Annotated in this window: 18 protein-coding genes; 6 read left to right on the forward strand and 12 right to left on the reverse strand. The window is 51.1% G+C overall.

Going from position 1 to position 20,984, the window contains the following annotated elements; all coding sequences use genetic code 11:
• Nucleotides 1-3: 3 nt before the first annotated feature.
• The 5 genes from INT84_RS17850 to INT84_RS17870 form a co-directional block, all read right to left on the reverse strand.
• A complete protein-coding gene (locus INT84_RS17850) occupies nucleotides 4-708 on the reverse strand; it encodes a fimbria/pilus periplasmic chaperone (RefSeq protein ID WP_370529684.1) in 705 nt (234 codons plus the stop codon).
• 106 nt (nucleotides 709-814) lie between these two features.
• The gene (locus INT84_RS17855; protein WP_194207874.1) at nucleotides 815-1,357 is read right to left on the reverse strand and encodes a fimbrial protein BcfA; all 543 of its coding nucleotides are present in this window, start codon (nucleotides 1,355-1,357) and stop codon (nucleotides 815-817) included.
• Nucleotides 1,358-1,803: 446 nt separating this feature from the next.
• Entirely contained in the window at nucleotides 1,804-2,508 is a 705-nt protein-coding gene (locus INT84_RS17860) for a winged helix-turn-helix transcriptional regulator (protein WP_194207875.1), read from the reverse strand.
• A 292-nt stretch (nucleotides 2,509-2,800) separates the two neighbouring features.
• Entirely contained in the window at nucleotides 2,801-5,845 is a 3,045-nt protein-coding gene (locus INT84_RS17865) for a chitinase (protein WP_194207876.1), read from the reverse strand.
• An 89-nt stretch (nucleotides 5,846-5,934) separates the two neighbouring features.
• Nucleotides 5,935-8,043: a glycosyl hydrolase family 18 protein gene (locus INT84_RS17870; protein ID WP_194207877.1), complete on the reverse strand. Its 2,109-nt coding sequence runs from the start codon at nucleotides 8,041-8,043 to the stop codon at nucleotides 5,935-5,937.
• Between the two features lie 387 nt (nucleotides 8,044-8,430).
• Between INT84_RS17870 and INT84_RS17875 the strand changes: the two genes are divergently transcribed.
• Together INT84_RS17875 and INT84_RS17880 are read left to right on the forward strand one after the other, a co-directional pair.
• The gene (locus INT84_RS17875) at nucleotides 8,431-8,877 is read left to right on the forward strand and encodes a transcriptional regulator (protein WP_228066335.1); all 447 of its coding nucleotides are present in this window, start codon (nucleotides 8,431-8,433) and stop codon (nucleotides 8,875-8,877) included.
• A gap of 18 nt (nucleotides 8,878-8,895) precedes the next feature.
• Nucleotides 8,896-9,429 carry a glycoside hydrolase family 108 protein gene (locus tag INT84_RS17880; protein WP_194207878.1) on the forward strand — a complete coding sequence of 178 codons (534 nt, stop codon included), beginning with the start codon at nucleotides 8,896-8,898 and terminating at the stop codon, nucleotides 9,427-9,429.
• Nucleotides 9,430-9,511: 82 nt separating this feature from the next.
• On the opposite strand, the gene INT84_RS17885 is transcribed toward INT84_RS17880, so the two are convergent.
• From INT84_RS17885 to dnaK, 4 genes are all read right to left on the reverse strand, one after another.
• Nucleotides 9,512-9,859, reverse strand: coding sequence for a phage holin family protein (locus tag INT84_RS17885; protein ID WP_194207879.1), 348 nt, complete (start codon nucleotides 9,857-9,859; stop codon nucleotides 9,512-9,514).
• A gap of 117 nt (nucleotides 9,860-9,976) precedes the next feature.
• Nucleotides 9,977-10,924 (reverse strand): LysR family transcriptional regulator, encoded by a 948-nt coding sequence (locus INT84_RS17890; RefSeq protein ID WP_194207880.1) that lies wholly within the window; start codon nucleotides 10,922-10,924, stop codon nucleotides 9,977-9,979.
• Between the two features lie 343 nt (nucleotides 10,925-11,267).
• A complete protein-coding gene (dnaJ, locus tag INT84_RS17895; RefSeq protein ID WP_176918376.1) occupies nucleotides 11,268-12,404 on the reverse strand; it encodes a molecular chaperone DnaJ in 1,137 nt (378 codons plus the stop codon).
• An 85-nt stretch (nucleotides 12,405-12,489) separates the two neighbouring features.
• Nucleotides 12,490-14,403 (reverse strand): molecular chaperone DnaK, encoded by a 1,914-nt coding sequence (gene dnaK / locus INT84_RS17900; RefSeq protein WP_194207881.1) that lies wholly within the window; start codon nucleotides 14,401-14,403, stop codon nucleotides 12,490-12,492.
• A gap of 392 nt (nucleotides 14,404-14,795) precedes the next feature.
• Here dnaK and INT84_RS17905 point away from each other — a divergent pair, with 392 nt between their 5' ends.
• The 3 genes from INT84_RS17905 to satP all read left to right on the forward strand — a co-directional run bounded on the left by INT84_RS17905 (nucleotide 14,796) and on the right by satP (nucleotide 16,683).
• A complete protein-coding gene (locus tag INT84_RS17905; RefSeq protein ID WP_194207882.1) occupies nucleotides 14,796-15,200 on the forward strand; it encodes a DUF2541 family protein in 405 nt (134 codons plus the stop codon).
• A 49-nt stretch (nucleotides 15,201-15,249) separates the two neighbouring features.
• Nucleotides 15,250-15,963 carry an acidic protein MsyB gene (gene msyB / locus INT84_RS17910; protein WP_194207883.1) on the forward strand — a complete coding sequence of 238 codons (714 nt, stop codon included), beginning with the start codon at nucleotides 15,250-15,252 and terminating at the stop codon, nucleotides 15,961-15,963.
• 153 nt (nucleotides 15,964-16,116) lie between these two features.
• Nucleotides 16,117-16,683 (forward strand): acetate uptake transporter, encoded by a 567-nt coding sequence (gene satP / locus INT84_RS17915; RefSeq protein WP_176918380.1) that lies wholly within the window; start codon nucleotides 16,117-16,119, stop codon nucleotides 16,681-16,683.
• 48 nt (nucleotides 16,684-16,731) lie between these two features.
• Here the strand turns inward: satP and INT84_RS17920 are convergent, their stop codons facing one another.
• Nucleotides 16,732-18,033, reverse strand: coding sequence for an MFS transporter (locus INT84_RS17920; protein ID WP_194207884.1), 1,302 nt, complete (start codon nucleotides 18,031-18,033; stop codon nucleotides 16,732-16,734).
• 121 nt (nucleotides 18,034-18,154) lie between these two features.
• The gene (gene mog, locus INT84_RS17925; RefSeq protein WP_194207885.1) at nucleotides 18,155-18,742 is read right to left on the reverse strand and encodes a molybdopterin adenylyltransferase; all 588 of its coding nucleotides are present in this window, start codon (nucleotides 18,740-18,742) and stop codon (nucleotides 18,155-18,157) included.
• A 183-nt stretch (nucleotides 18,743-18,925) separates the two neighbouring features.
• Here mog and INT84_RS17930 point away from each other — a divergent pair, with 183 nt between their 5' ends.
• A complete protein-coding gene (locus INT84_RS17930) occupies nucleotides 18,926-19,840 on the forward strand; it encodes an Rpn family recombination-promoting nuclease/putative transposase (RefSeq protein WP_194207886.1) in 915 nt (304 codons plus the stop codon).
• A 52-nt stretch (nucleotides 19,841-19,892) separates the two neighbouring features.
• Here INT84_RS17930 and tal read toward each other — a convergent pair whose 3' ends face one another.
• Entirely contained in the window at nucleotides 19,893-20,846 is a 954-nt protein-coding gene (tal, locus tag INT84_RS17935; RefSeq protein ID WP_194207887.1) for a transaldolase, read from the reverse strand.
• Nucleotides 20,847-20,984: the final 138 nt, after the last annotated feature.

The raw sequence follows: 20,984 nt of genomic DNA on the forward strand, positions 1-20,984 counted from the left end.
ACATCAACTGCCGGCGCAGATCTGCGCAGGGGTAGTGGCCCCAAAGTCATTGACCGTCTCGTACTTCACGCGACCGTCGCCGGTGGCGTTCAGTATCAGGCTGCCCTTTGGCGGCACCATCGTGTTGGTCTGTTTTACCTTGCCGATGTAAAGCTCCACCAGGGACAGGTAATACGGCGAAGGATTAGAGAGCGTGACCTTGCCGTCAGCCACGTGACAGCGCAGAGACGCCGGTGCGTCAAGAGAAGGCGTCGGCAGATTTTTCGGGCGGATAAACAGCTTAATCACGCTCTGGGTAGCAATTTGCAGCACGTTGCCCTGGAGCTTGCGCTTGTCAACGGAGGGGATCGCTTTGCTGTTGAAGTAAAAGACGCTCTCCCGGTCAGTGGGCAGCGTCGGCCCGACATACATAATGCGCAGCACGTTTTCTTTTTTCGGCTGGATCACAAAGAGAGGTGGCGTCACCACGAAATCCGGGGACTTTGTTCCATCAGCATTGGCCACCCATGACTGGATCAGGAAAACGTTGTTTGCAGAAGAGTTGGTGATGGGCAGGGAGACCTGCTTTTCACCCTGCGGATAGATAACGCGCGTTGCGCCGAGCGCCACGCCGCCCGCGTAAGCCTTCACCGTCGCCCCCATCATAACGACACCCAACATCAGCACCGGCGTGAAGGCGATGGCCCGCAGTACAAGGCGTTTTAACATCTGTGTTTTCATCATCGTCATTCTTTTTCGTCTGGCCCGCGCTGCTTTTTTAACGTAAATAGTGCGCCGCCTTCCCTCCGCAGAAGGAAGGCGGAAAATCATGAAATCAGGAATAAACCATGCTGAAGGTCGCGGTTGCCTCAACGTTACCGGACGTCGCCGCACCGGTAGCGATGTAGTCAACGCTCAGCGGAATGGTATTTCCACCGTTAATCAGTGTCACGTTGGAGGACGTTTCGCCCACGTTCAGCGTCTGACCATCCGGTCCATACAGTTGCAGGGCGACGTTTGTTGCAGAACCCGCACCCGCCGTGTTTGCCAGTGAACCCGGCTGGCTGGCATCTTCCTGGCCGTTAAAAATGACCGCGGCGTTCTGGCTAACGGTGGTATCGCAATCTTCCAGCTTAATGTTGAAGTCTTCTTTCTGGTTTGCGACCATTCCGGCAGCCGTTAATTTTGAGGAACGCACCTGGCTCAGGGTGACGGTCTGATCGACAGAATCAGCCGTGACGGAGCAGGCAGCATCAACAACCTGGCCCACGAAATTGACGGTACCGCCGTTAACAGTCGTTGTATCGGTTTCTGCCGCCATTGCCGTTCCACCAGCAGTGATAGCCGTAACGACCATCGCAAATAAATACTTTTTCATATTCCCTCTGATAATCCTAATTATGTTGTTGATGACCCTCTTATTAAATATCTGAGCAATAGCCCACCCGCCTGCTCAGTATATTCCTTATACAGTCAGATATAAGTAGAGATCGAATTCATGGAGAAGAATTCTGGTCGTTATTTATTTGAGTCAATTAGCTTTTCGATAGCTTAATCGGGAAAGGCGAAGCAACGCTTTATTCTCCCGACTTGAATTTTATTATTACTAACAGCGGGTTGAGGTGCAACGATGAGATGATCTTTTTAAAGGACCGATGTTAACCTGTTGATTTTAAAATCATAACCAGCTGCCATTTGGCATTTGCTTCATTTCATATTGACAAAAATATAATAGTATGATTAAGCAAAATCTAAATAAGCATTTTAAGTAGCGACAGGATTTTCTTTTTCAAAAAGAAGATCCTGCCCGCGGAAAGGAAAACGCTAATAGGCTGCCGGCAGTTTTTTCATATCAACAAGCTTTCCATTATCAATACTGATATAACCGCCTTTCTTAAGCTCGGAAAGGATCTTCATGATGCGGCTTTTTGATAAACCCGTGCGTCGCTGAATGAAACTCATGATATTGATCTGCTGACGATAAGCATCAGGGTATATCGAGATCTCAATAAGCAATGCTCTGACCTTCAGGTAAGAATCGACGCCGACCAGCTCCTGTTCGCGCGCACTCATAACCATTAGCCGCTGCGCAAGAATGCGGGCAATGTCATGCCATAAATTTAACTCATCAGACAACCTGATAAAATCTGCCAGCAGGATTGAATAACCTTTGCAGCGGGTTTCCGCCACCAGATAGTGATGCGGCCACTCGGAAACCTCGTAAGTACGGGCATAGCTGTCTATGAGACCCAGTAATGTAGGCGCAAAAATAGCGCAGAGCTGACGCTGACTTTTTGCATGGCAGAATGAGGTAATTCCCTCATCCAGTATCACAATCTTTTGTTCTTCCTTGTTCATCCCCAATGGAAAAACTTCGCCAACTTCTAAAGAAAGAGGCGTGCCGTGCGGGATCAGTTTCTGTAATACATTAGCCAGGGCGGCAAGGGGCTTCGATTTTTGATTAAAGATGAAAGAATGTAATGAATCGTCAGTACAATTTTCAATGTTTGCCAGAATTTCTAAATTCATCGGGTGCATAGTCAGTATAAAACAAAAACATACGATACGGGTTAAGTATATGAAAATCAATTCACTAAAATTAACATCAATTTAAAGATTAACTTATTGAAGCAGGGTGATAAAAACCATAGAAACAATTGCATTAAAAATAATCACAAAAGCAACCACAATTAGAAATAATGATTTAAGTAAATCCTTAACATATATTACCATAAAAAACTACATAGCGATCACCATAGCGGTATGGAGAAATAATTTCCATACCGCCAGGGATCAACCTTATCGTTCAGGATTAAATTATTCAAGTAAGGCTGCGGGGAGAGGAATAATATTCGCGCATCTTATCCGCCAGCCAGCCACCGTCTTCACCATTAGAGTGAATAGTGGTGATGCTGACGGTCGAACCACCACCCCAGAGGATAGAAAAGACATTATAGTCAGGCAGATTTAACGCCTGCATTTGTCCCCAATCATACCCCTTATCTTTACGCAAGAAGTCTCCTGCCGTCGCCGCGCCGTAGGTGCCCTGATTGAGCGCCATATTTTTCAACGTCCCGGTAATCTCCTCCACATTGGTACCAATACGCTTGTCGCCCATAAAGAAGGTGCCACCCGACGCAAAATGGTTTTCGCTAATCATGGTGGTGCCCTCCTCTGCCGTCGGCATATGCCCGCCCGGGATCTGCCAGAGCATAGCGGGTTTATTCAGATCTTTCGCCGCCTGTTTCACCATTCCCAGGTAGTTAAGCCAGCAGGTCGCGTTCCAGCCATAGTGCGCCAGCGCGTCCGGGCTAAAGCAGTCGCGTTCAAATTTATCGAAAGCGATAAAATCGGGTGCGTAATTGCCGCTGTAAACGCCAAGCTCATTAATAAAGGCCGCAATCTGTTTTCCCTGCGCCTGCGGATCGGCACCTTCGCGCAGTACCCAGTCGGCCGTGCCGGTTGACCAGACGTTAGTCTGCCAGCCGAACGCCACATCCGGCGCAAACTGGTGAACAAGGTAGTTGATCGCCTGAATGTAGCCATACAGATCGTCACTGAACGTCGGCAGCGCTGGCACGCTGTATTTCAGCACCGGGGCAAGCGCCTTCACCGCCACGGCGAGCTGGGCATTCACCGGTACGCTGTTTTTCTGCCTCACCGCCGTGTAACCGTAAGGCTCCTGTTGCATCGCGCCCAGGAAATCGGGGTTCAGGACAAACGTCGCCGGGACCGGGTGCGCGTCATCTTTATAAGACTGCGCGGCCATACATTGCGTAATAAAGTTACCGAAGTGGTTACGCAGCTTCTGGCTATCCTGTAGATCGCTCACGGCGCTACCACCGCTGGCGTTGGCAGTATACACCACCATCACCGGCATCACCGATCGGCCCGCCTCTTTCTCAATTTGCCGCACCAGCGGCACGGTTTTGTGGATCGGCAGCAGGTCGTAATCCAGGAAGCCGTCACTGTTCAGGTCCATCTCTTTTGCCGGGATCGGGTCGCCGCCGCCGTCAAAACCGTCATATTTAAACAGCGCGCTGACGGGCACATCGCGGTAGAGCGTGGCGGTATCCGCCGCATTCACCGTGACGCCGCCGTGAGCAACGTAATCTGGCCAGCCGCGTACCTGCAAAACAACGCCTTTTTCAAAGCAGAGCGTAATCACATTGCTGCTTTGCAGCAGGCGCAGACCGGCGTCGGCTTCGCAGTGCCAGATGGCCCCATCGCAATGCACATCGGCAACCTCCACGGCATACAGCCCCGGCGCGATGCGCAGAGGAAACGCCTGTTGCTGGCTATGGCTTTCCAGGGTCAACAGATACTGGTACTCCCCTTTTCCGTTTCCGCTATGGAAGCGATAGCGCTGGGCCCCGGCACCTTTTGGCAGACCAAGCACGGTGGCTTTCACCTCGACAAAGCCAGCGGTATCGGTGCTTTTCTGCTGATAGCCAACGTTAACCACGGTGGCTTTACCCACTTCAGGGATCGCTGCGGTCGGCTGCGCCGGGGAGCTAATCATCAGGTTGTTAATGCAGGCGGGAAGCAGACGCACCTCATAACGCTGACCGGCGGTCAGGCGAGTCACCTGTAATGCTTCTCCAGCCGTAAGCGCCACGGTACGCGCGACGGTGTTATCGCTACCCCATAGCTCGGCGTTTATCAGACCGCCGTCGCAGGAAGGGAGATCCAGTTTGAGCGTCATCGCGGCAAAACGTACCGTTTCCTGGAAGGCGATCGGGCAGCTCTTGCTGTCCTGGCCTGAGACAAGCGTAACGGTCAGCGTCTCTTTTACCGGCGCAATGCGCATGTCATCATTTTCAGGGGACTGAACGTTAACGGTGTACTGCCCTGCCGCGAGATCGGCCACCGTTAGCGACTGGCCCCACTCGCCGGTGACGTTTTTAACGCTGCCGTCCGGGTAAACGATATCCAGCCCCGGCTTCAGGGGGGTCGCCTCTTTCCGCGCCGGGAAGATGAATTCGATCTTGCCCTGACGACCCGGATCGTGCGCCAGCGTCGCCTGTAGGTCTTCGAGTACAACCGGAGTTTGCGTTGCCGCCAGATAAAACTCCAGCTCCGCCGATTTGCCTGCACCCAGCTTCATTGCGCTGTCATTATTGATAGTGATGCTATTTTTTTCGACAGGCCAGCCGTCGTCGCTGCCAAGTTTAACCGGCTGGTTTCCCATTAACGTCCCGCTGAACGGGCTGTAAGGGTCTGGATGCGCGCTGGCGGTAAAGGTAATTTGCAGCTTGTTAAGGTCGATGGCGCGCGAGTAGCCGTTTTTCAGGGTCATTTTGACACGCTGATACCAGCTGTTGACGTTAATATCGCTGACGGTTAAGGCGATCCCCTCGCCGGTGACCGGTTCTGGCTGAGGCTCGGGTTGCGGCTCTGGCTCGGGTTGCGGTTCTGGCCGAGGCTCGGGTTGCGGTTCAGGTTGTGGTTCCGGCTGCGGCTGCGGTATTTTGTCCTCTTCTTCCTCATCCGGAATAACGTCCGCCGCCTCTGACGCCAGCGTTAATGTGAATGCCGACAGCGTCACCGGGACTTTTGCCGCCGCCAGGCTAAAAAAGAGTTTGCCGCTTTCTCCCGGTGCCAGTAAGAGTTCGCCGCGGTTATTGATGGTCATCTCAATGGCGTTCAATCTTCCCTGCGGCTGTTCGCGCAGCGTCAATGGAAGATCGCCCTTCAGATTACCGCCAAAGTTACCCCACGGATCGGGATGACCCGATGCAGTGAAATGAATAGTGGCATGATTGAGATCAACGGCGCGATCGCTCTGGTTCGTGAGCGTCAGCGTCATCTTTTGATACCAGCTTTGCGCGTTGAGCGCGCTGCTCTTAATGGAAATGGCCGACATGATAAATCCTCTGTCCTTAGGGGAAAAAAGCCCCGAGTCACCGGGGCTTCCATTTAGCAAAATTCAACAACTATCCGTGCTACGGTCGATTAGTAAGCGCCGAGGTCAGTCCATGCGCCGCCAGCGCCGCAGTTCAGATCCGGCTGGTTGCCCTGAGACCACCAGTTAACCTGGTAGTTATGGCCTTTCCAGCTAACGATTTCGAAAGAACCCCAGCTAGCGCCATAAACTTTGGTCGCGTCCCATTCGGCGTAAGGAGCAGCCTTATCGTCCGGCGTGGTATCGGTCTCTTCTTCTTTATCTTCTTCTTTATCGTCCGGTACCGGGATAACGTCTTCGTCTTCCGGTGCAGGGAGCACGTCGTCTTCTTTCGGCTGCGCGTCTGCCTGAGCGACAACCGCGGTCAGAACAAAGCGTTGCTGTGTTGACGGCTCACCCCAGCAGTCGCGAACAAAGAGAGTGAACTGGAACTGTGTCTCTTCAGTGACCTGCGGCACTTCAAACTCAATGATTTCCGCTGTCTTGTCCGCCACGGTAATGGCAGACGGTACGCCCCAGCTGAAGCTCAGTTCATCTTTATCTTCATCAGAAGAGTTCGCCCCGGACAGCTGAACGCGGGAACCGCCCACAACGCGCAGTTCGATGGCCGCTTTCGGCGCATGGTTTACCTTCTGGCCTTCATCTTCTTCTTTTTCTTCAACGTTGATGCCTTCGAAATAGAACGGCTCCATATCGATGACTTCTTTGCTCAGTTCATAACCCAGACCTTCACGTACCGCGTTAACCAGCACGCCGTTGTCCTGATCGATTGTCCAGGTAAATACGCCGCCCAGACCCAGATTCGCCGCATACTCGCCCTTGGCTTTAACGGTGCGCGGGGTATCCAGCGACATGAACAGTTTAGACTGCGGGTTGTACAGATAGTCCGCGTCTGCTTTCTGGTCGGTATAGACGTTGAAGCCGTTACGTCCTTTCTGATTTTCCAGGTCCAGGTAGTTGTAAATCACGTCGTACCATTCGGAGGTACCGGTTTCAAACGTACCGGTCGTCGAGCCAGTGCCTGGGTTATAAGTCCCTTCCAGCGGGGAGAAGCTGGTGATTTCGGTGTTGCGGCTGTTACGGGTGTAACCGGCGTAACCGATGTTGATACGCTCAGCCGGGAAGCCTTCCGCCAGCAGGTAGTCAACGATAGTTTCAACAGACCAGCCGCCTGCGGTCAGCGCTTTCAGGTTGGTATGATGGGTTACGGTTTCTGCCCACGGCGTACCGAAGAAGTCGTAGGTCATGACGTTGACGAAATCCATACCGGACTTCATCAGGGTGTTAACGCCAGCGTAAGCGAGGTTAGCGACAACCGCGGAAGCAGCGATAGAAATTTTCACGTCGCTACGGCCTGCGGCGTCCAGCTGTTTGCGCACTTCAGCGATCAGCAGGGCAAAGTTCGCACCATCTTCCGGTCCGTACGGGTTGCCGACAGCTTCCACGTTCGGGTATTCCCAGTCCAGGTCCACGCCGCTGAACATCGGGAACTGCTTGAACAGTTTGACCACGCCTTTAGCAAAAATTTTACGGGAAGCGTCGGAAGCCGACGTTTCATGGAAGCCGTTACTCATGGTCCAGCCGCCGATGCTCATGGACAGCTCAAGATTATGGCCCTGTTTTTTCGCTTTCGCCTGTAGGTCGCGCAGACCGCCGAGGAAGCCTTTGGTGTTGGCCTGAGTTACGGTCTTAGGATCGACATCCCAGCCGCTAACGTCGAAACCGACGTTTACGTAAGTCTGGAAATCGCCCCACGGATCGAGGAAGGTCGGCTCGTATTTCACTTTACCGCACAGCGCTGCGCCTTCGGCAACAACGTCGCGGTCCAGGCCATCCTGCTTTTTAAAGCCGGTGATGCCCACAAAACCAACAATAATTTTGTCGTAAGCGGTCGGAGACACATTGTTCAGATCGTAGCCGCGACCACGGTTAAGTTCAGTGTCATCGCCCTGCAAACGAGAATCGTACTGCGACCAGTCAGTATAGTAGCCAAATACTTTCGGCTTCGATGCGTCAGCTTTGTACTGGTTATAGACAGGTTTCGCGACACGAGCAGAGGTGTAGCTCAGTTTACTGTCGTCAATTGCCGGGTTAAAGCCGTCAGCTGCGTTGCTGGTTTCTGTCAGGGTATCGCCCTTAATTAATTTGCTCTGTGCCATGATTATTTCCTTATGATTTAAAATTAATCGCAGTTCGTTCTGCGGGGTCCATAATCCATCCGCATCGGCCAAATGGCTAATCACAAAACATCACATATTCAGGTGATGCTCAAATCACTAAAATAGTGAGATTCCTCAGATAAACATCCCACTCTCATCACGCTAATGACCATCGAGTGAATTAGCAAAGCCCTGCGCCATGTTATGTATTAAGTTTCATTAAAGTTGATAGTAAACCTCATTTAATAAGGTCACTTTTTTGTGACGTAAGTTGGTTTTCCGGCGTTTAACTCAATAAAATCATTGGGAAATAATGGATTGAGCAAATTCTTATAATTAATATCAGTCGCACTCAAAACAGGATGTAAATTTCTAAAGGATGACGTTATGAAAACCTACATGATCAATAACAATTGTATCTACAATGAAAGGAATCATGAGTTAAGAAGTATCTCGAATTCGCTGGTTATCAAAATGACCGCAATGCGTGCAAGATGCCTTAGCTTTATTATTGAGAACGCACAAATGGATGTGATTGAACGCCAGCAGCTCACCACGGCGCTATGGGGAAGTCGGGGGAACTTCGTTAATGATGCCAATTTAACGCAGATACTCTATCTCATTCGTCGCGATCTAAAATCATTAGGAGTGAATGATTTTTTGATTACCGTGCCGCGAAAAGGCATTCAGGTTAATAACCAGATTCCGGTAAAACCAATAGACAATAAAACAGGCAAACGCTGGGCATGGCTAAATAAAACGCCAGTTAAAGTCATGCTTACCGTTGCTGCCGCTGCCGTATTAGCAGCCGCCTGTTATGTGAATATCCACTAATATTGTTGAGGTGAAAAAATGAATCCAGTTATTGACGGCATTTTAATGACAGAAGGCAGTTACACAAATAACCCTAACGATCGGGGCGGCGCAACCAATTGGGGAATTACCGAAGCGACAGCGCGTGCGAACGGTTATCAGGGCGATATGCGGGATATGACGCGCGCAGAAGCGTACTCTATACTCGAAAATAATTACTGGATAAAACCGGGCTTTGAACTTATTTCGCAGATTTCCTGGCCAGTTGCTTTTGAACTCTGCGATGCCGCTGTGAACATTGGACCGCGGCTTCCCTGCCTGTGGTTGCAGCGCTGGCTGAATGCCCTGAACCGCGAGCAGAAAAATTATCAGGATATTAAAGTTGATGGTCACATCGGACCTATGACCATTACCGCCTTGCAGGTCTTCATCGCCTGGCGCGGCAGAGAGGGCGAGCATGTGCTGGTCGAAGCGCTGAACTGTAGCCAGGGTGCCTACTACCTGAATATTACGGAAGAAAGACCGCAAAATGAAGATTTCATCTACGGATGGATTAAAAACCGGGTAACGTAAAAAACGAAAAAATGCATTGCTACGCCTTTGCGTAGCAATATAAAAACGAGCGGTATAAGGCTCAGCAATGAGCCTTATATTTTTATTTTATGATACTGTTATCTTCGATGGTTTTCTTTAGCTTATCGCCGAGGAATTTAAGTATCGGCGCGGCAAATACGCCACCAATACCGGCGGCCAGTAAAATCATATTGAAGCTTAGCCCTTTTTCAATCGCGATAGCGCTTAATAAAAAACTGGTAAAGCAGGAGATCACAATTTGCGTAAGACAGCTCATAATGCTTTTATGCATTGGTTCCGTCTTTTTCCTGTTGGACTTTAACAGATAACTGACAAAACCGCCCCACGCGCCCGTCGCGACAACGGTTAATAAAATTTCCATCTCCAGAAGTACAACTTCTGAGGTTTCTAAATGATTGGGAATAGACATTTTAACTTCCTGTATTGAAATGACATGGTAGGAATGTAATAAAAATAGCGCTAAAGCCGTAATCAAACCGCATCATTAAATACCAATTTTTATCACTCGTCCCTGAAGGTACTACTCCTAACGTCTGAATGAGGAAAGGGTATGAAGCATATCTACCAATTCCTTTACGTCCTGTTTTTTACTGCTTTTATTATTCCATGAAGCATAAACATTCAGCGGTTTAAAAACCAATTGCGGCGGTGGCTGGACCATTTTAATCGCATAGCGGCGCTGATTTTTATAAAAAAGCGCCAGCTTTAAAGGTAATATGGCAATTAATGAGGTACGCTCAACGATACTGATGATGCCGCTGATGGAATCACTGCGGTAGCCCTTCACCCGGTACCCCTTATACTCGTCATTTTTTTCATGCAGATCGTCATCATTGATCATAATGGGTGAGAAGAGTCCAGATTGATAGACAGCATGACGTGCAGAATAAAAGCTGTGCAGCGTGAGCTGCGACAACTCGCCAAGCAGATTGTCGGCGCTACAGATGCAGACGAAGTTTTTAAAGCTGTCGATAAGTTGGTTTTCGATACCCGGCTCGATGATAGTGTCGGGGCTGATAACAAGATCGCAATCACCGACTATCAAATGTTCTTTGAGAGTATCTTTATGTATATTTCTGGCAGAGAAATGACGCAGAGAGAATCGCTCAAAAATATCATCTTCATATAACTGTGACAGATAATAGTTTTCAGCGATCTCACTACCAAGCACGGTGATTTTCTGGCTGCGCGTACTCGTCTCTTCGGGGACAAAGGTATCATTTACCAGCGCCATAGCCTGACGAAAAGCCTGATGGATCTCGATGGCTTTTGCCGTGGGAACCAGACCATCTTTGCTTCTGACAAATAATTCTTGCTGATAAAAGCTCTGCAAACGGGACAGTGCCAGAGAAATAGCAGCAGGCGTAACGGATAATCTTTTGGAGGCTTTGGTGGCATTGCCTGCCGATATGACAGCGTCAAGGACTTTGATTAAATTATAATCAAAGTGCTTGTTGGCACCTTTTGAGCCCATCCATTGTCAGCCTCTTAAATTTAAAAAATGCAATATAGATAATACTCAAAATAAAGCAAATAACAGTTTATCAAAAGAATAATAAATTATTACGATGAGAGACATCGTTTTTTTATAAACAATAAATCCACAAAATGTTTCATATAAACCAACAACTCTATTTAGCTAAACAACATATCATTTTTAATAAAACTTAATATATCTGCCTCTTTCGCGGCGGTACTGAAACCTGAACGTCAGGGATACAGGCCGTTCTGCGGGCGGACGCTGGCCGACTCAGTAATAAACAGGCAAAAAAAAGCCTGAGAGTGAACTCTCAGGCCGATGAATTGCCGGGATGATATTAACGCGTCAAATCATCAAAAAACTTTTTTACACCATCAAAGAAGCTTTTAGAGCGGGGGCTGTTATGTTCGCCCGTCGGACCGCCAAAACTGTCCTGCAACTCTTTCAGTAGCTGTTTCTGCTTGTCATTAAGACCTACCGGCGTTTCGACAACCACGCGGCACAGCAAATCGCCCTGTGCCCCGCCGCGCACGGATTTCACCCCTTTGCCGCGCATACGGAACAGTTTACCGGTCTGGGTTTCACCCGGCACTTTCAGCTTCACGCGGCCATCCAGGGTCGGCACTTCGATTTCACCGCCCAGCGCCGCCATGGCGAAGTTGATCGGCACTTCACAATACAGGTTGTTGCCTTCGCGTTCGAAGATCGGATGCTGTTTCACCTGTACCTGAACGTACAGATCGCCCGCTGGCGCACCGTGCTCGCCCGCTTCGCCTTCACCTGACAGACGGATACGGTCGCCGGTATCCACACCTGCCGGAATTTTAACCGACAGCGTTTTGCTTTTCTCGACGCGCCCGTGACCGTGGCACTTATGGCACGGATCTTTGATCAGCGTACCGCGGCCCTGACAGTGCGGACAGGCCTGCTGTACGGCAAAGAAGCCCTGACGCATCTGCACCTGGCCGGAACCATGACAGGTCGGGCAGGTCTGCGGCTGCGTGCCGGGTTTGGCTCCGCTACCGTGGCAGATATCACACTCTTCCAGCGTCGGAATGCGAATTTCTTTGGTGACGCCGCGTACCGCTTCTTCCAGCGTCAGTTCCATGTTGTAGCGCAGATCGGCTCCGCGTGAAGCCCGCTGGCGACCACGGCCGCCGCCAAAGATATCGCCAAACACGTCGCCAAAGATATCGCCGAAGTCAGCACCGCCGCCGCCGAAACCGCCACCGCCGCCCATGCCGCCCTGTTCGAACGCGGCGTGGCCGTACTGATCGTAAGCCGCACGCTTCTGGGCGTCGGTCAGGATTTCGTACGCTTCTTTAATTTCTTTAAATTTGGCTTCAGCTTCTTTATCACCCTGGTTACGGTCCGGGTGATATTTCATCGCCAGGCGTTTGTACGCCTTTTTGATTTCACGCTCTTCCGCCGTCCGGGAAACGCCTAAAATCTCGTAATAATCTTGTTTCGCCATTGTCTTTTTCAGCCCCTAACATGCGAGCACGGGCGGAGAGGAAACCTCTTCGCCCGTGCCAGTTCATAACCCATTCAAAGGGCGATTATTTTTTGTCTTTTACTTCTTCAAACTCAGCGTCGACCACATCGTCATCCTGCGCGTTGTTTGCAGAAGCATCAGCGCCAGCCTGCTGCTGTGCGTGCTGCTGCTGAGCGATTTCCATCAGCTTCTGGGAAACCTGAGCCAGCGCCTGCATCTTCGCTTCGATATCCGCTTTGTCTTCGCCTTTCAGCGATGTTTCCAGCGCGCTCAGCGCAGACTCGATAGCGGTTTTGTCATCTGCCGGCAACTGATCGCCCGCTTCTTCAACCTGCTTACGGGTGCTGTGCAGCAGATGATCGCCCTGGTTACGGGTCTGAACCAGCTCTTCGAACTTACGGTCAGATTCCGCGTTGGCTTCCGCTTCGCGGACCATCTTCGCGATCTCGTCTTCGTTCAGACCAGAAGACGCCTTGATGGTGATCTTCTGCTCTTTACCGCTGTTTTTGTCTTTCGCGGAAACGTGCAGGATACCGTCAGCATCAATGTCGAAGGTCACTTCGATCTGCGGCATACCGCGCGGCGCAGGCTGAATACCATCGAGGTTAAACTGACCCAGATCTTTGTTATCAGCGGCGCGTTTACGCTCACCCTGTAGCACATGGATGGTTACCGCAGACTGGTTGTCTTCCGCAGTCGAGAACACCTGGCTGTGCTTGGTCGGGATGGTGGTGTTTTTGCTGATCAGCGCCGTCATCACGCCGCCCATGGTTTCGATACCCAGCGACAGCGGGGTAACGTCCAGCAGCAGTACGTCTTTCACTTCACCGGTCAGTACACCACCCTGAACTGCGGCACCAATCGCCACCGCTTCATCCGGGTTAACGTCTTTACGCGGCTCTTTACCGAAGAACTCAGCAACTTTTTTCTGCACCATCGGCATACGCGTCTGGCCACCGACCAGGATCACGTCCTGAACGTCAGAGACGGACAGACCCGCATCCTGCAATGCCACTTTCAGCGGCTCGATAGAACGGTTCACCAGGTCTTCGACCAGGCTTTCCAGTTTCGCACGCGTCACTTTAATGTTCATGTGTTTCGGACCGGTCGCATCCGCAGTGATATACGGCAGGTTGACGTCGGTCTGCTGCGCGGAAGACAGCTCGATTTTCGCTTTTTCTGCCGCTTCTTTCAGACGCTGCATCGCCAGCGGGTCGTTACGCAGGTCGATGCCCTGATCTTTCTTAAATTCTTCAACCAGGTAGTTGATCATACGGCTGTCGAAGTCTTCACCGCCCAGGTGGGTATCACCGTTGGTGGCCAGTACTTCGAAGGTTTTTTCGCCGTCAACATCGTCGATTTCGATAATAGAGATATCGAACGTACCGCCACCGAGGTCATATACCGCGATAGTACGGTTGCCGACTTCTTTATCCAGACCGTAGGCCAGTGCGGCAGCGGTCGGTTCGTTGATGATACGTTTGACTTCCAGACCGGCGATACGGCCCGCGTCTTTGGTTGCCTGACGCTGAGCATCGTTAAAGTAGGCCGGTACGGTGATAACCGCTTCAGTTACCGTCTCACCCAGGTAATCTTCTGCCGTTTTCTTCATTTTCTTCAGCACTTCAGCAGAGATCTGCGGCGGTGCCATTTTCTGGCCTTTAACATCAAGCCATGCGTCACCGTTATCGGCGGCGATGATTTTGTACGGCATGATGGATACATCACGCTGCACTTCTTCGTCCTGGAAGCGGCGGCCAATCAGGCGTTTAATCGCAAACAGGGTGTTTTGCGGGTTTGTCACTGCCTGACGCTTAGCCGGCTGACCAACCAGAGTTTCACCATCCTGCGTATATGCAATGATAGAAGGCGTTGTGCGGTCGCCCTCTGCGTTCTCCAGCACACGTGCCGTCGTGCCATCCATAATCGCTATACAAGAGTTAGTTGTACCCAGGTCGATACCAATAATTTTACCCATCTAAACGTCTCCACTAAAAATTCGGTCATCATGTGGTTGTGAACCTGTAATAAGGGCGAAACGTGCGGTTTCAACTGCCTTAAATCGTTTTTTTTCAGGTTCACTCACTGCGGTTGACTACAAGATGGGGTCGCCGCGACCTGCATCAAGGGGGGAAGTGAAAAAAATTTTGCCGATCGGGATCGTCTCAGACAGCTCACTGGCTCCAGCGCAAGCGTTCCGCTCGCCGGCGATAAGCAATACATTCATAGCGTGAATATAAATAACAAATACATTCCCATGACTTTTGAAATAAATGGAAAGCATTGCGAACTCGAAGGAAAAAGACATTAAGTGTTAAAATAAAGGGCCCCGCTAAAGCGCCATTGAATGCATTTTACAAAGGAATAAAAATGAACCGGTTATTAATAATCTTCTTAGGCTTACTGTCCGGCTTATTGATCAACCTGCCTGCTATGGCGAACGCTCATAAAGCGATGGGTATTATCGCCATGCCGCGTAATGAAACGAATGATTTGACGCTAAAAATGCCCGTTTGCCGCGTGGTGAAGCGTATCCAGATTAAGGCCGATCACGGTGATGTGCAGCTTAGCGGCGCATCGGTCTACTTTAAAGCCTTACGCAACGCCAGCCAGAGCCTGAACGTGCCTTCCACCATTAAAGAAGGCGAGAGCACGGGCTGGATCAATATTAATAGCGATAACGACAATAAACGCTGCGTGTCGAAGATTGTATTTTCCGGCCATACGGTGAACTCCTCAGATATGGCGCGGCTAAAAATTATTGGCGATGACTAATTATTAACAGTCCATTGTTGTTAACATTATTTATTGGACATTAACATTTATGAACGTCACTTATTTACACGACGACGATCTCAGCTTCTTGCAGCATTGTAGCGAAGAACAGCTGGCCGATTTTGCCCGTTTATTAACCCATAACAGCAAAAATAAGCCGCGTCTCTCAAGCATGCTGCTGCGCAATGAACTTTATCAGTCGATGGAGGGGCATCCGGAACGTCATCGTCATAGCTGGCGGCTTATCGCTGGCGAACTTCAGCACTTCGGCGGCGACAGCATCGCCAATACGCTGCGCGGACACGGGAAATTGTATCGGGCCATTCTGCTGGATGTTTGCCATCGCCTGAAGCTGAAAGCAGAAAAAAACCAGTCTACGTTTGCAATCGAGCAGTGTCTGCTGGAGCATTTTCTGCGCAATACGTGGAAGAAAATGAATGAGGAGCAAAAAGCGCAGTTCTTTTCTGCGGTAAAGCTTAAAGTGACCGAGCTGGAAGAGATTTTGCCCCGGTTGCTTGAGGATAAAAAACTGATTGGCGGCGTTTCGTTATTGCTCTCCGGCCAGCTAAACCGCATCCTGCGCACCCATGCGGCCGTCAGCGTGATTGGACACGGTTTACTGCGCGGTGCCGGGCTGGGTGGCCCGGTGGGTGCAGCGCTAAATAGTGTAAAAGCCGTGAGTGGTAATGCGTATCGGGTGACTATCCCCGCCGTATTACGAATAGCCTGCCTGCGCCGAATGATTGCGGCTCAACACGCCTGATTTCGCCATTACTGTGCGGGGGTAAAAATCACCTTTTACCCCCGGCAGATCATAGACAGTGCAAATACCTCCGATTATGATGCTGCGCCCTCCCCGTAGCGGGTTTGATGGGCGAACACCTTTCACTGTAAATCGATAAGTTTTTGAGGAATTATGGGCAACACTAAGTTGGCTAATCCGGCTCCGCTGGGCCTGATGGGTTTCGGCATGACCACTATTCTGCTGAACCTGCATAATGCGGGCATTTTCCCTTTCGACGGTATTATCCTGGCGATGGGTATTTTTTACGGTGGTATCGCGCAGATTTTTGCCGGCCTGCTGGAATTTAAAAAGGGCAATACCTTTGGTTTAACCGCCTTTACCTCATACGGCTCTTTCTGGCTAACGCTGGTCGCCATCCTGCTGATGCCCAAAATGGGCTTAACCGATGCGCCAAACGCGCAGTTCCTCGGGGCTTACCTCGGTCTGTGGGGCGTGTTTACGCTGTTTATGTTCTTCGGTACGCTGAAAGGCGCAAGAATGCTGTCGTTTGTCTTTTTAAGCCTGACCGTCCTGTTTGCGCTGTTGGCAGTCGGCAACATCGGCGGCAATGAAGGTATCATTCACATTGCAGGCTGGGTTGGTCTGGTCTGTGGTGCAAGCGCTATCTATCTGGCGATGGGTGAAGTGCTGAACGAACAGTTTGGCCGTACCGTGCTGCCGATTGGCGAGCAGCACTAATTGACGCTGGCGGATACCGTTCAGGGTATCCGCCATGAATCTTCAGCATTAAGAACGCTGTAAAACCCTCTCCGTATTATCTTCACTGCTCTCACGCTTTAAGACTACGCCCAGCGCTATTCCCACCAGTGATATCGCCAAAATGTACCAGGCCGGAGCCATCGGCGAAACGCCCATCAGCATGGTGACCGCGACTGGCGTCAGGCCGCCGAAAATGGCATACGACATATTGTAGGAAAAGGAGATGCCGGAAAAACGCACCGCGGGCGGGAATGCTTTGACCATCACGTAAGGCACGGCCCCCACGACGCCCACGCATAGCCCCACCAGCCCGTACAGTAAAAACAGTTGCTGCGGATACACGCCGGAGAGGTGATAGAACATCCAGCCGGAGCAGGCCAGCATTATGCTGCCAATGATAAATATTTTACCGGGCCCAAAACGATCGACCGCCAGCCCGGCCATCAGGCAGCCAAAACAGAGCATGATGGTGGCAATGCTGTTGGCCTGTAGGGTTAGCGCAGGGGCAAAGCCATACTGTTTTTGCAGCCAGACCGGCGACATCAGGATCACGACCACAATGCCGGCAGAGAGCAGGCCGGTCAGTAACATAGAGAGAATGACCGCTTTCTTATGCCTGACAATGACCGATTTCACCGGCAATTCCTTTGCCAGAACCTTACGCTGCTGCATCTCCAGGAAGATGGGCGTCTCCTGTAACCAGCGGCGCAGATACATGGCGATCAGCCCGAACGCGCCACCCAGCAGGAACGGTAAACGCCAGCCGACATCATGAATCGCCTGCTGGCTCAGGGTGGTATTGACGATAGTCGCGACCACCGAGCCGAGCAGAATACCCACCGTCAGCCCGGCCGTCAGCGTGCCGCAGGCTATGCCTATCCGCCGCTCCGGCACATGCTCAGCGACGAACACCCACGCTCCCGGCACCTCGCCACCAATGGCCGCGCCCTGGAGGATACGCATTAACAGCAGAAGCAATGGCGCAGCTAAACCTGCCGTGGCATAGGTAGGCAACAGCCCTATCGCCAGCGTTGGCAGGGCCATGAGCAGAATGCTCAGGGTAAACATCTTTTTACGTCCGACCAGATCGCCGAAGTGGGCCATGACGATGCCACCCAGCGGCCGTGCCAGATAACCGGCGGCAAAAATCCCGAACGTCTGCACCTGACGCAGCCATTCAGGAATAGTAGCGGGGAAGAAAAGATCGCCGATTAATGCCGCAAAGAAAACGAAGATAATAAAATCATAAAACTCCAGCGCGCCACCGAGGGCGGCGAGCGTCAGCGTTTTATAGTCCTGACGATTCAGAGTCCGTGCGTTTTTCGACATAGCTGACCATGTGTAAGCAGGAGAGAAGATGCTCACTATACTATGTAAATTAAAAATTACTTAATAGTAAATAAATCGCTACGCTACGGACGTTTTTGTTAAAACCTGGCAACCTGCTTAATCAGGAAAGCGTCTCTCGTCTCGCGCTTTTGGGCCGGAAAGTGTCTACTACCTGACTGTCCGTTTCGATATAAGGTCCTTCAAGCATCTGTATACAATACGGTACACTTGCAAAAATACCCGGCACCACCGATTTACCCTGTTCATCTTTAACGCCTTCCAGCGTTTCCTGAATAGACTTAGGCTGGCCCGGTAAATTGAGGATCAGCGCCTGCTTGCGAATGACGCCCACCTGACGGGAAAGGATAGCGGTCGGAACGAATTGCAGGCTGATTTGCCGCATCTGCTCGCCAAAACCAGGCATTTCACGATCGGCCACTGCCAGTGTGGCGTCCGGCGTCACATCACGCCGCGCCGGACCGGTTCCGCCCGTGGTCAGGACCAGATGGCAACTCATTTCATCCACCAGCTCACACAGCGTTTGTTCAATGATACTTTGTTCGTCGGGGATTAAACGCGTCTGGATGTCATAAGGTGTGGTGAGCGCTTTTTCCAGCCAGGATTCAAGCGCCGGAATGCCTTTATCCTGATAAACGCCGCTGGAGGCGCGATCGGAGATGGAAACTAAGCCAATGCGTAAGGTGTCCATGAGTATTCCCTTCTGTGATGCTATTTCCAGGAATAATACACGCGAACGTCACGCAATACGACGCATCTGAACATCACCTTTCTCGAGGAGGTACGCAAAACCGATATCCTTTTTTTATTTCCACTATCGGCTTGCTGCCGCCAGTGGCAGGATGTCGCCAAAATAGTCCATGGACGGCTTGTCATGAGTGAAAAAACCACCTCAACCCCTCACGATGCCATTTTCAAAACGTTTCTCTCACGCGTTGAAACGGCGCGCGATTTTATAATGCTCCACCTGCCCCCTGCGCTACTTCGCCTCTGCAATCTCGACACGCTACAGCTGGCATCCGGGAGCTTCCTTGAAGAGAATTTACGCTCTTACTACAGCGATATACTCTACTCACTGAAAACGACCCGGGGAGAGGGCTACATTCATGTCCTGATTGAACATCAAAGCTCACCGGACAAACATATGGCGTTTCGCCTGATGCGCTATGCCATTGCCGCCATGCAACGTCATCTTGATGCCGGACATGACACCCTCCCCCTGGTGATCCCGATTCTTTTTTATCAGGTTCGCAGAAGCCCCTATCCCTGGGCGATGAACTGGCTGGAAGACTTTACCGATCCCCAGCTTGCCTGCCAGATCTATAGCCATGATTTTACCCTGGTCGATATCACGACGATCCCGGACGATGATATTATGCAGCATCGAAGTATGGCGGCATTGACGCTTATTCAGAAACATATTCGCCAGCGCGATCTGGCGCAATTGCTGGATAAACTCGCCAGCCTGTTGCTAATGGAGCATATTGACAGACAGCAGGTAGTTGCCCTGGTAAACTACATGTTGCAGACCAGCGAAACACAAAACGCCACCGTGTTTTTGCGTAAGCTTGCACAGCGCGTCCCCCGACATGGAGATGAATTGATGACAATGGCAGAGCAACTGGAAAATATCGGTCTCATGAAAGGTATTGAAAAAGGCAAGCAGGCAGGAGAACGTGAAGCCACGCTCAAAATTGCACGAGCGATGCTGGAGAATGGGTTAGAGGATCAGGCGATCGTCAAGATGACGGGCATTGCAATAGAAGAGTTACGGCAGCTTCAACACTGATTTTGCCTGCCAGATAAAAAAATGGCCGGTAGGATGTTACCGGCCATCATGATTACAGCAGGTCGCCGATCATTTTTTCCAGTTTTTCCTGGTCAACGGCGAACTTGCGGATACCGTCCGCCAGTTTATCGACCGCCATCGGATCCTGGTTGTGCTGCCACAGGAACTCGGCTTCAGTAATACGCTCCGGACGCGCTTTAACCTCGCCGCTAAACGACAGTTTACGCTCGATCGCGCCTTCGCTTTCCGCCAGCTCTTTCAGCAGCGCTGGTGCGATGGTCAGCCGATCGCAGCCCGCCAGCTCCAGGATTTCGCCCAGGTTACGGAAGCTTGCGCCCATGACCACGGTTTCATAGCCGTGCTGTTTGTAGTATTCGTAGATTTCCGTTACCGATACCACGCCCGGATCTTCTGCTGGCGCATACTCTTTCTTATCGGTATTGGTTTTGTACCAGTCGAGGATACGACCGACAAACGGAGAAATCAGGTACACGCCCGCTTCGGCGCAGGCGCGAGCCTGAGCGAAGGAGAACAGCAGCGTCAGGTTACAGTTGATCCCTTCTTTTTCCAGCTGCTCGGCAGCGCGAATGCCCTGCCAGGTAGAGGCCAGTTTGATCAGAATACGGTCGTTGCTGATACCAGCGTCGTTGTACAGCTTGATCAGACGTTTGGCTTTAACGATGGACGCTTCGGTGTCATAAGAAAGACGCGCATCGACTTCAGTCGAAATACGTCCCGGCACCAGTTTCAGAATTTCCAGACCAATGTTAACGGCCAGTTTATCGCTCGCATCAACGATCTGCTGCGCGCGATCGCTGCTCTGGTTACGTGCCCAGGTCACGGCATCGTCAATCAGTTTACGGTATTCAGGAATTTGCGCAGCGCCGAGGATCAGAGAAGGGTTAGTTGTTGCATCCTGCGGCTGATACAGCTTCATTGCCGCAATATCTCCGGTGTCAGCCACCACGGTGGTGTACTGACGCAGAGAGGTCAATTTATCCGTCATAATAGTGTTTCTCTTTAAACAACTTGTTAGGGGGATGTAACCGGTCTGCCCTGATAATATCACGACCCACTCTCAGCGCAACCGCGACGGTAAGCCCGCAGAGAGTATGGTAGACTTCGCTGGCTGATTACCTGAAGG

This window comes from Superficieibacter sp. 1612_C1, assembly GCF_015234305.1.
GTDB lineage: Bacteria > Pseudomonadota > Gammaproteobacteria > Enterobacterales > Enterobacteriaceae > Superficieibacter.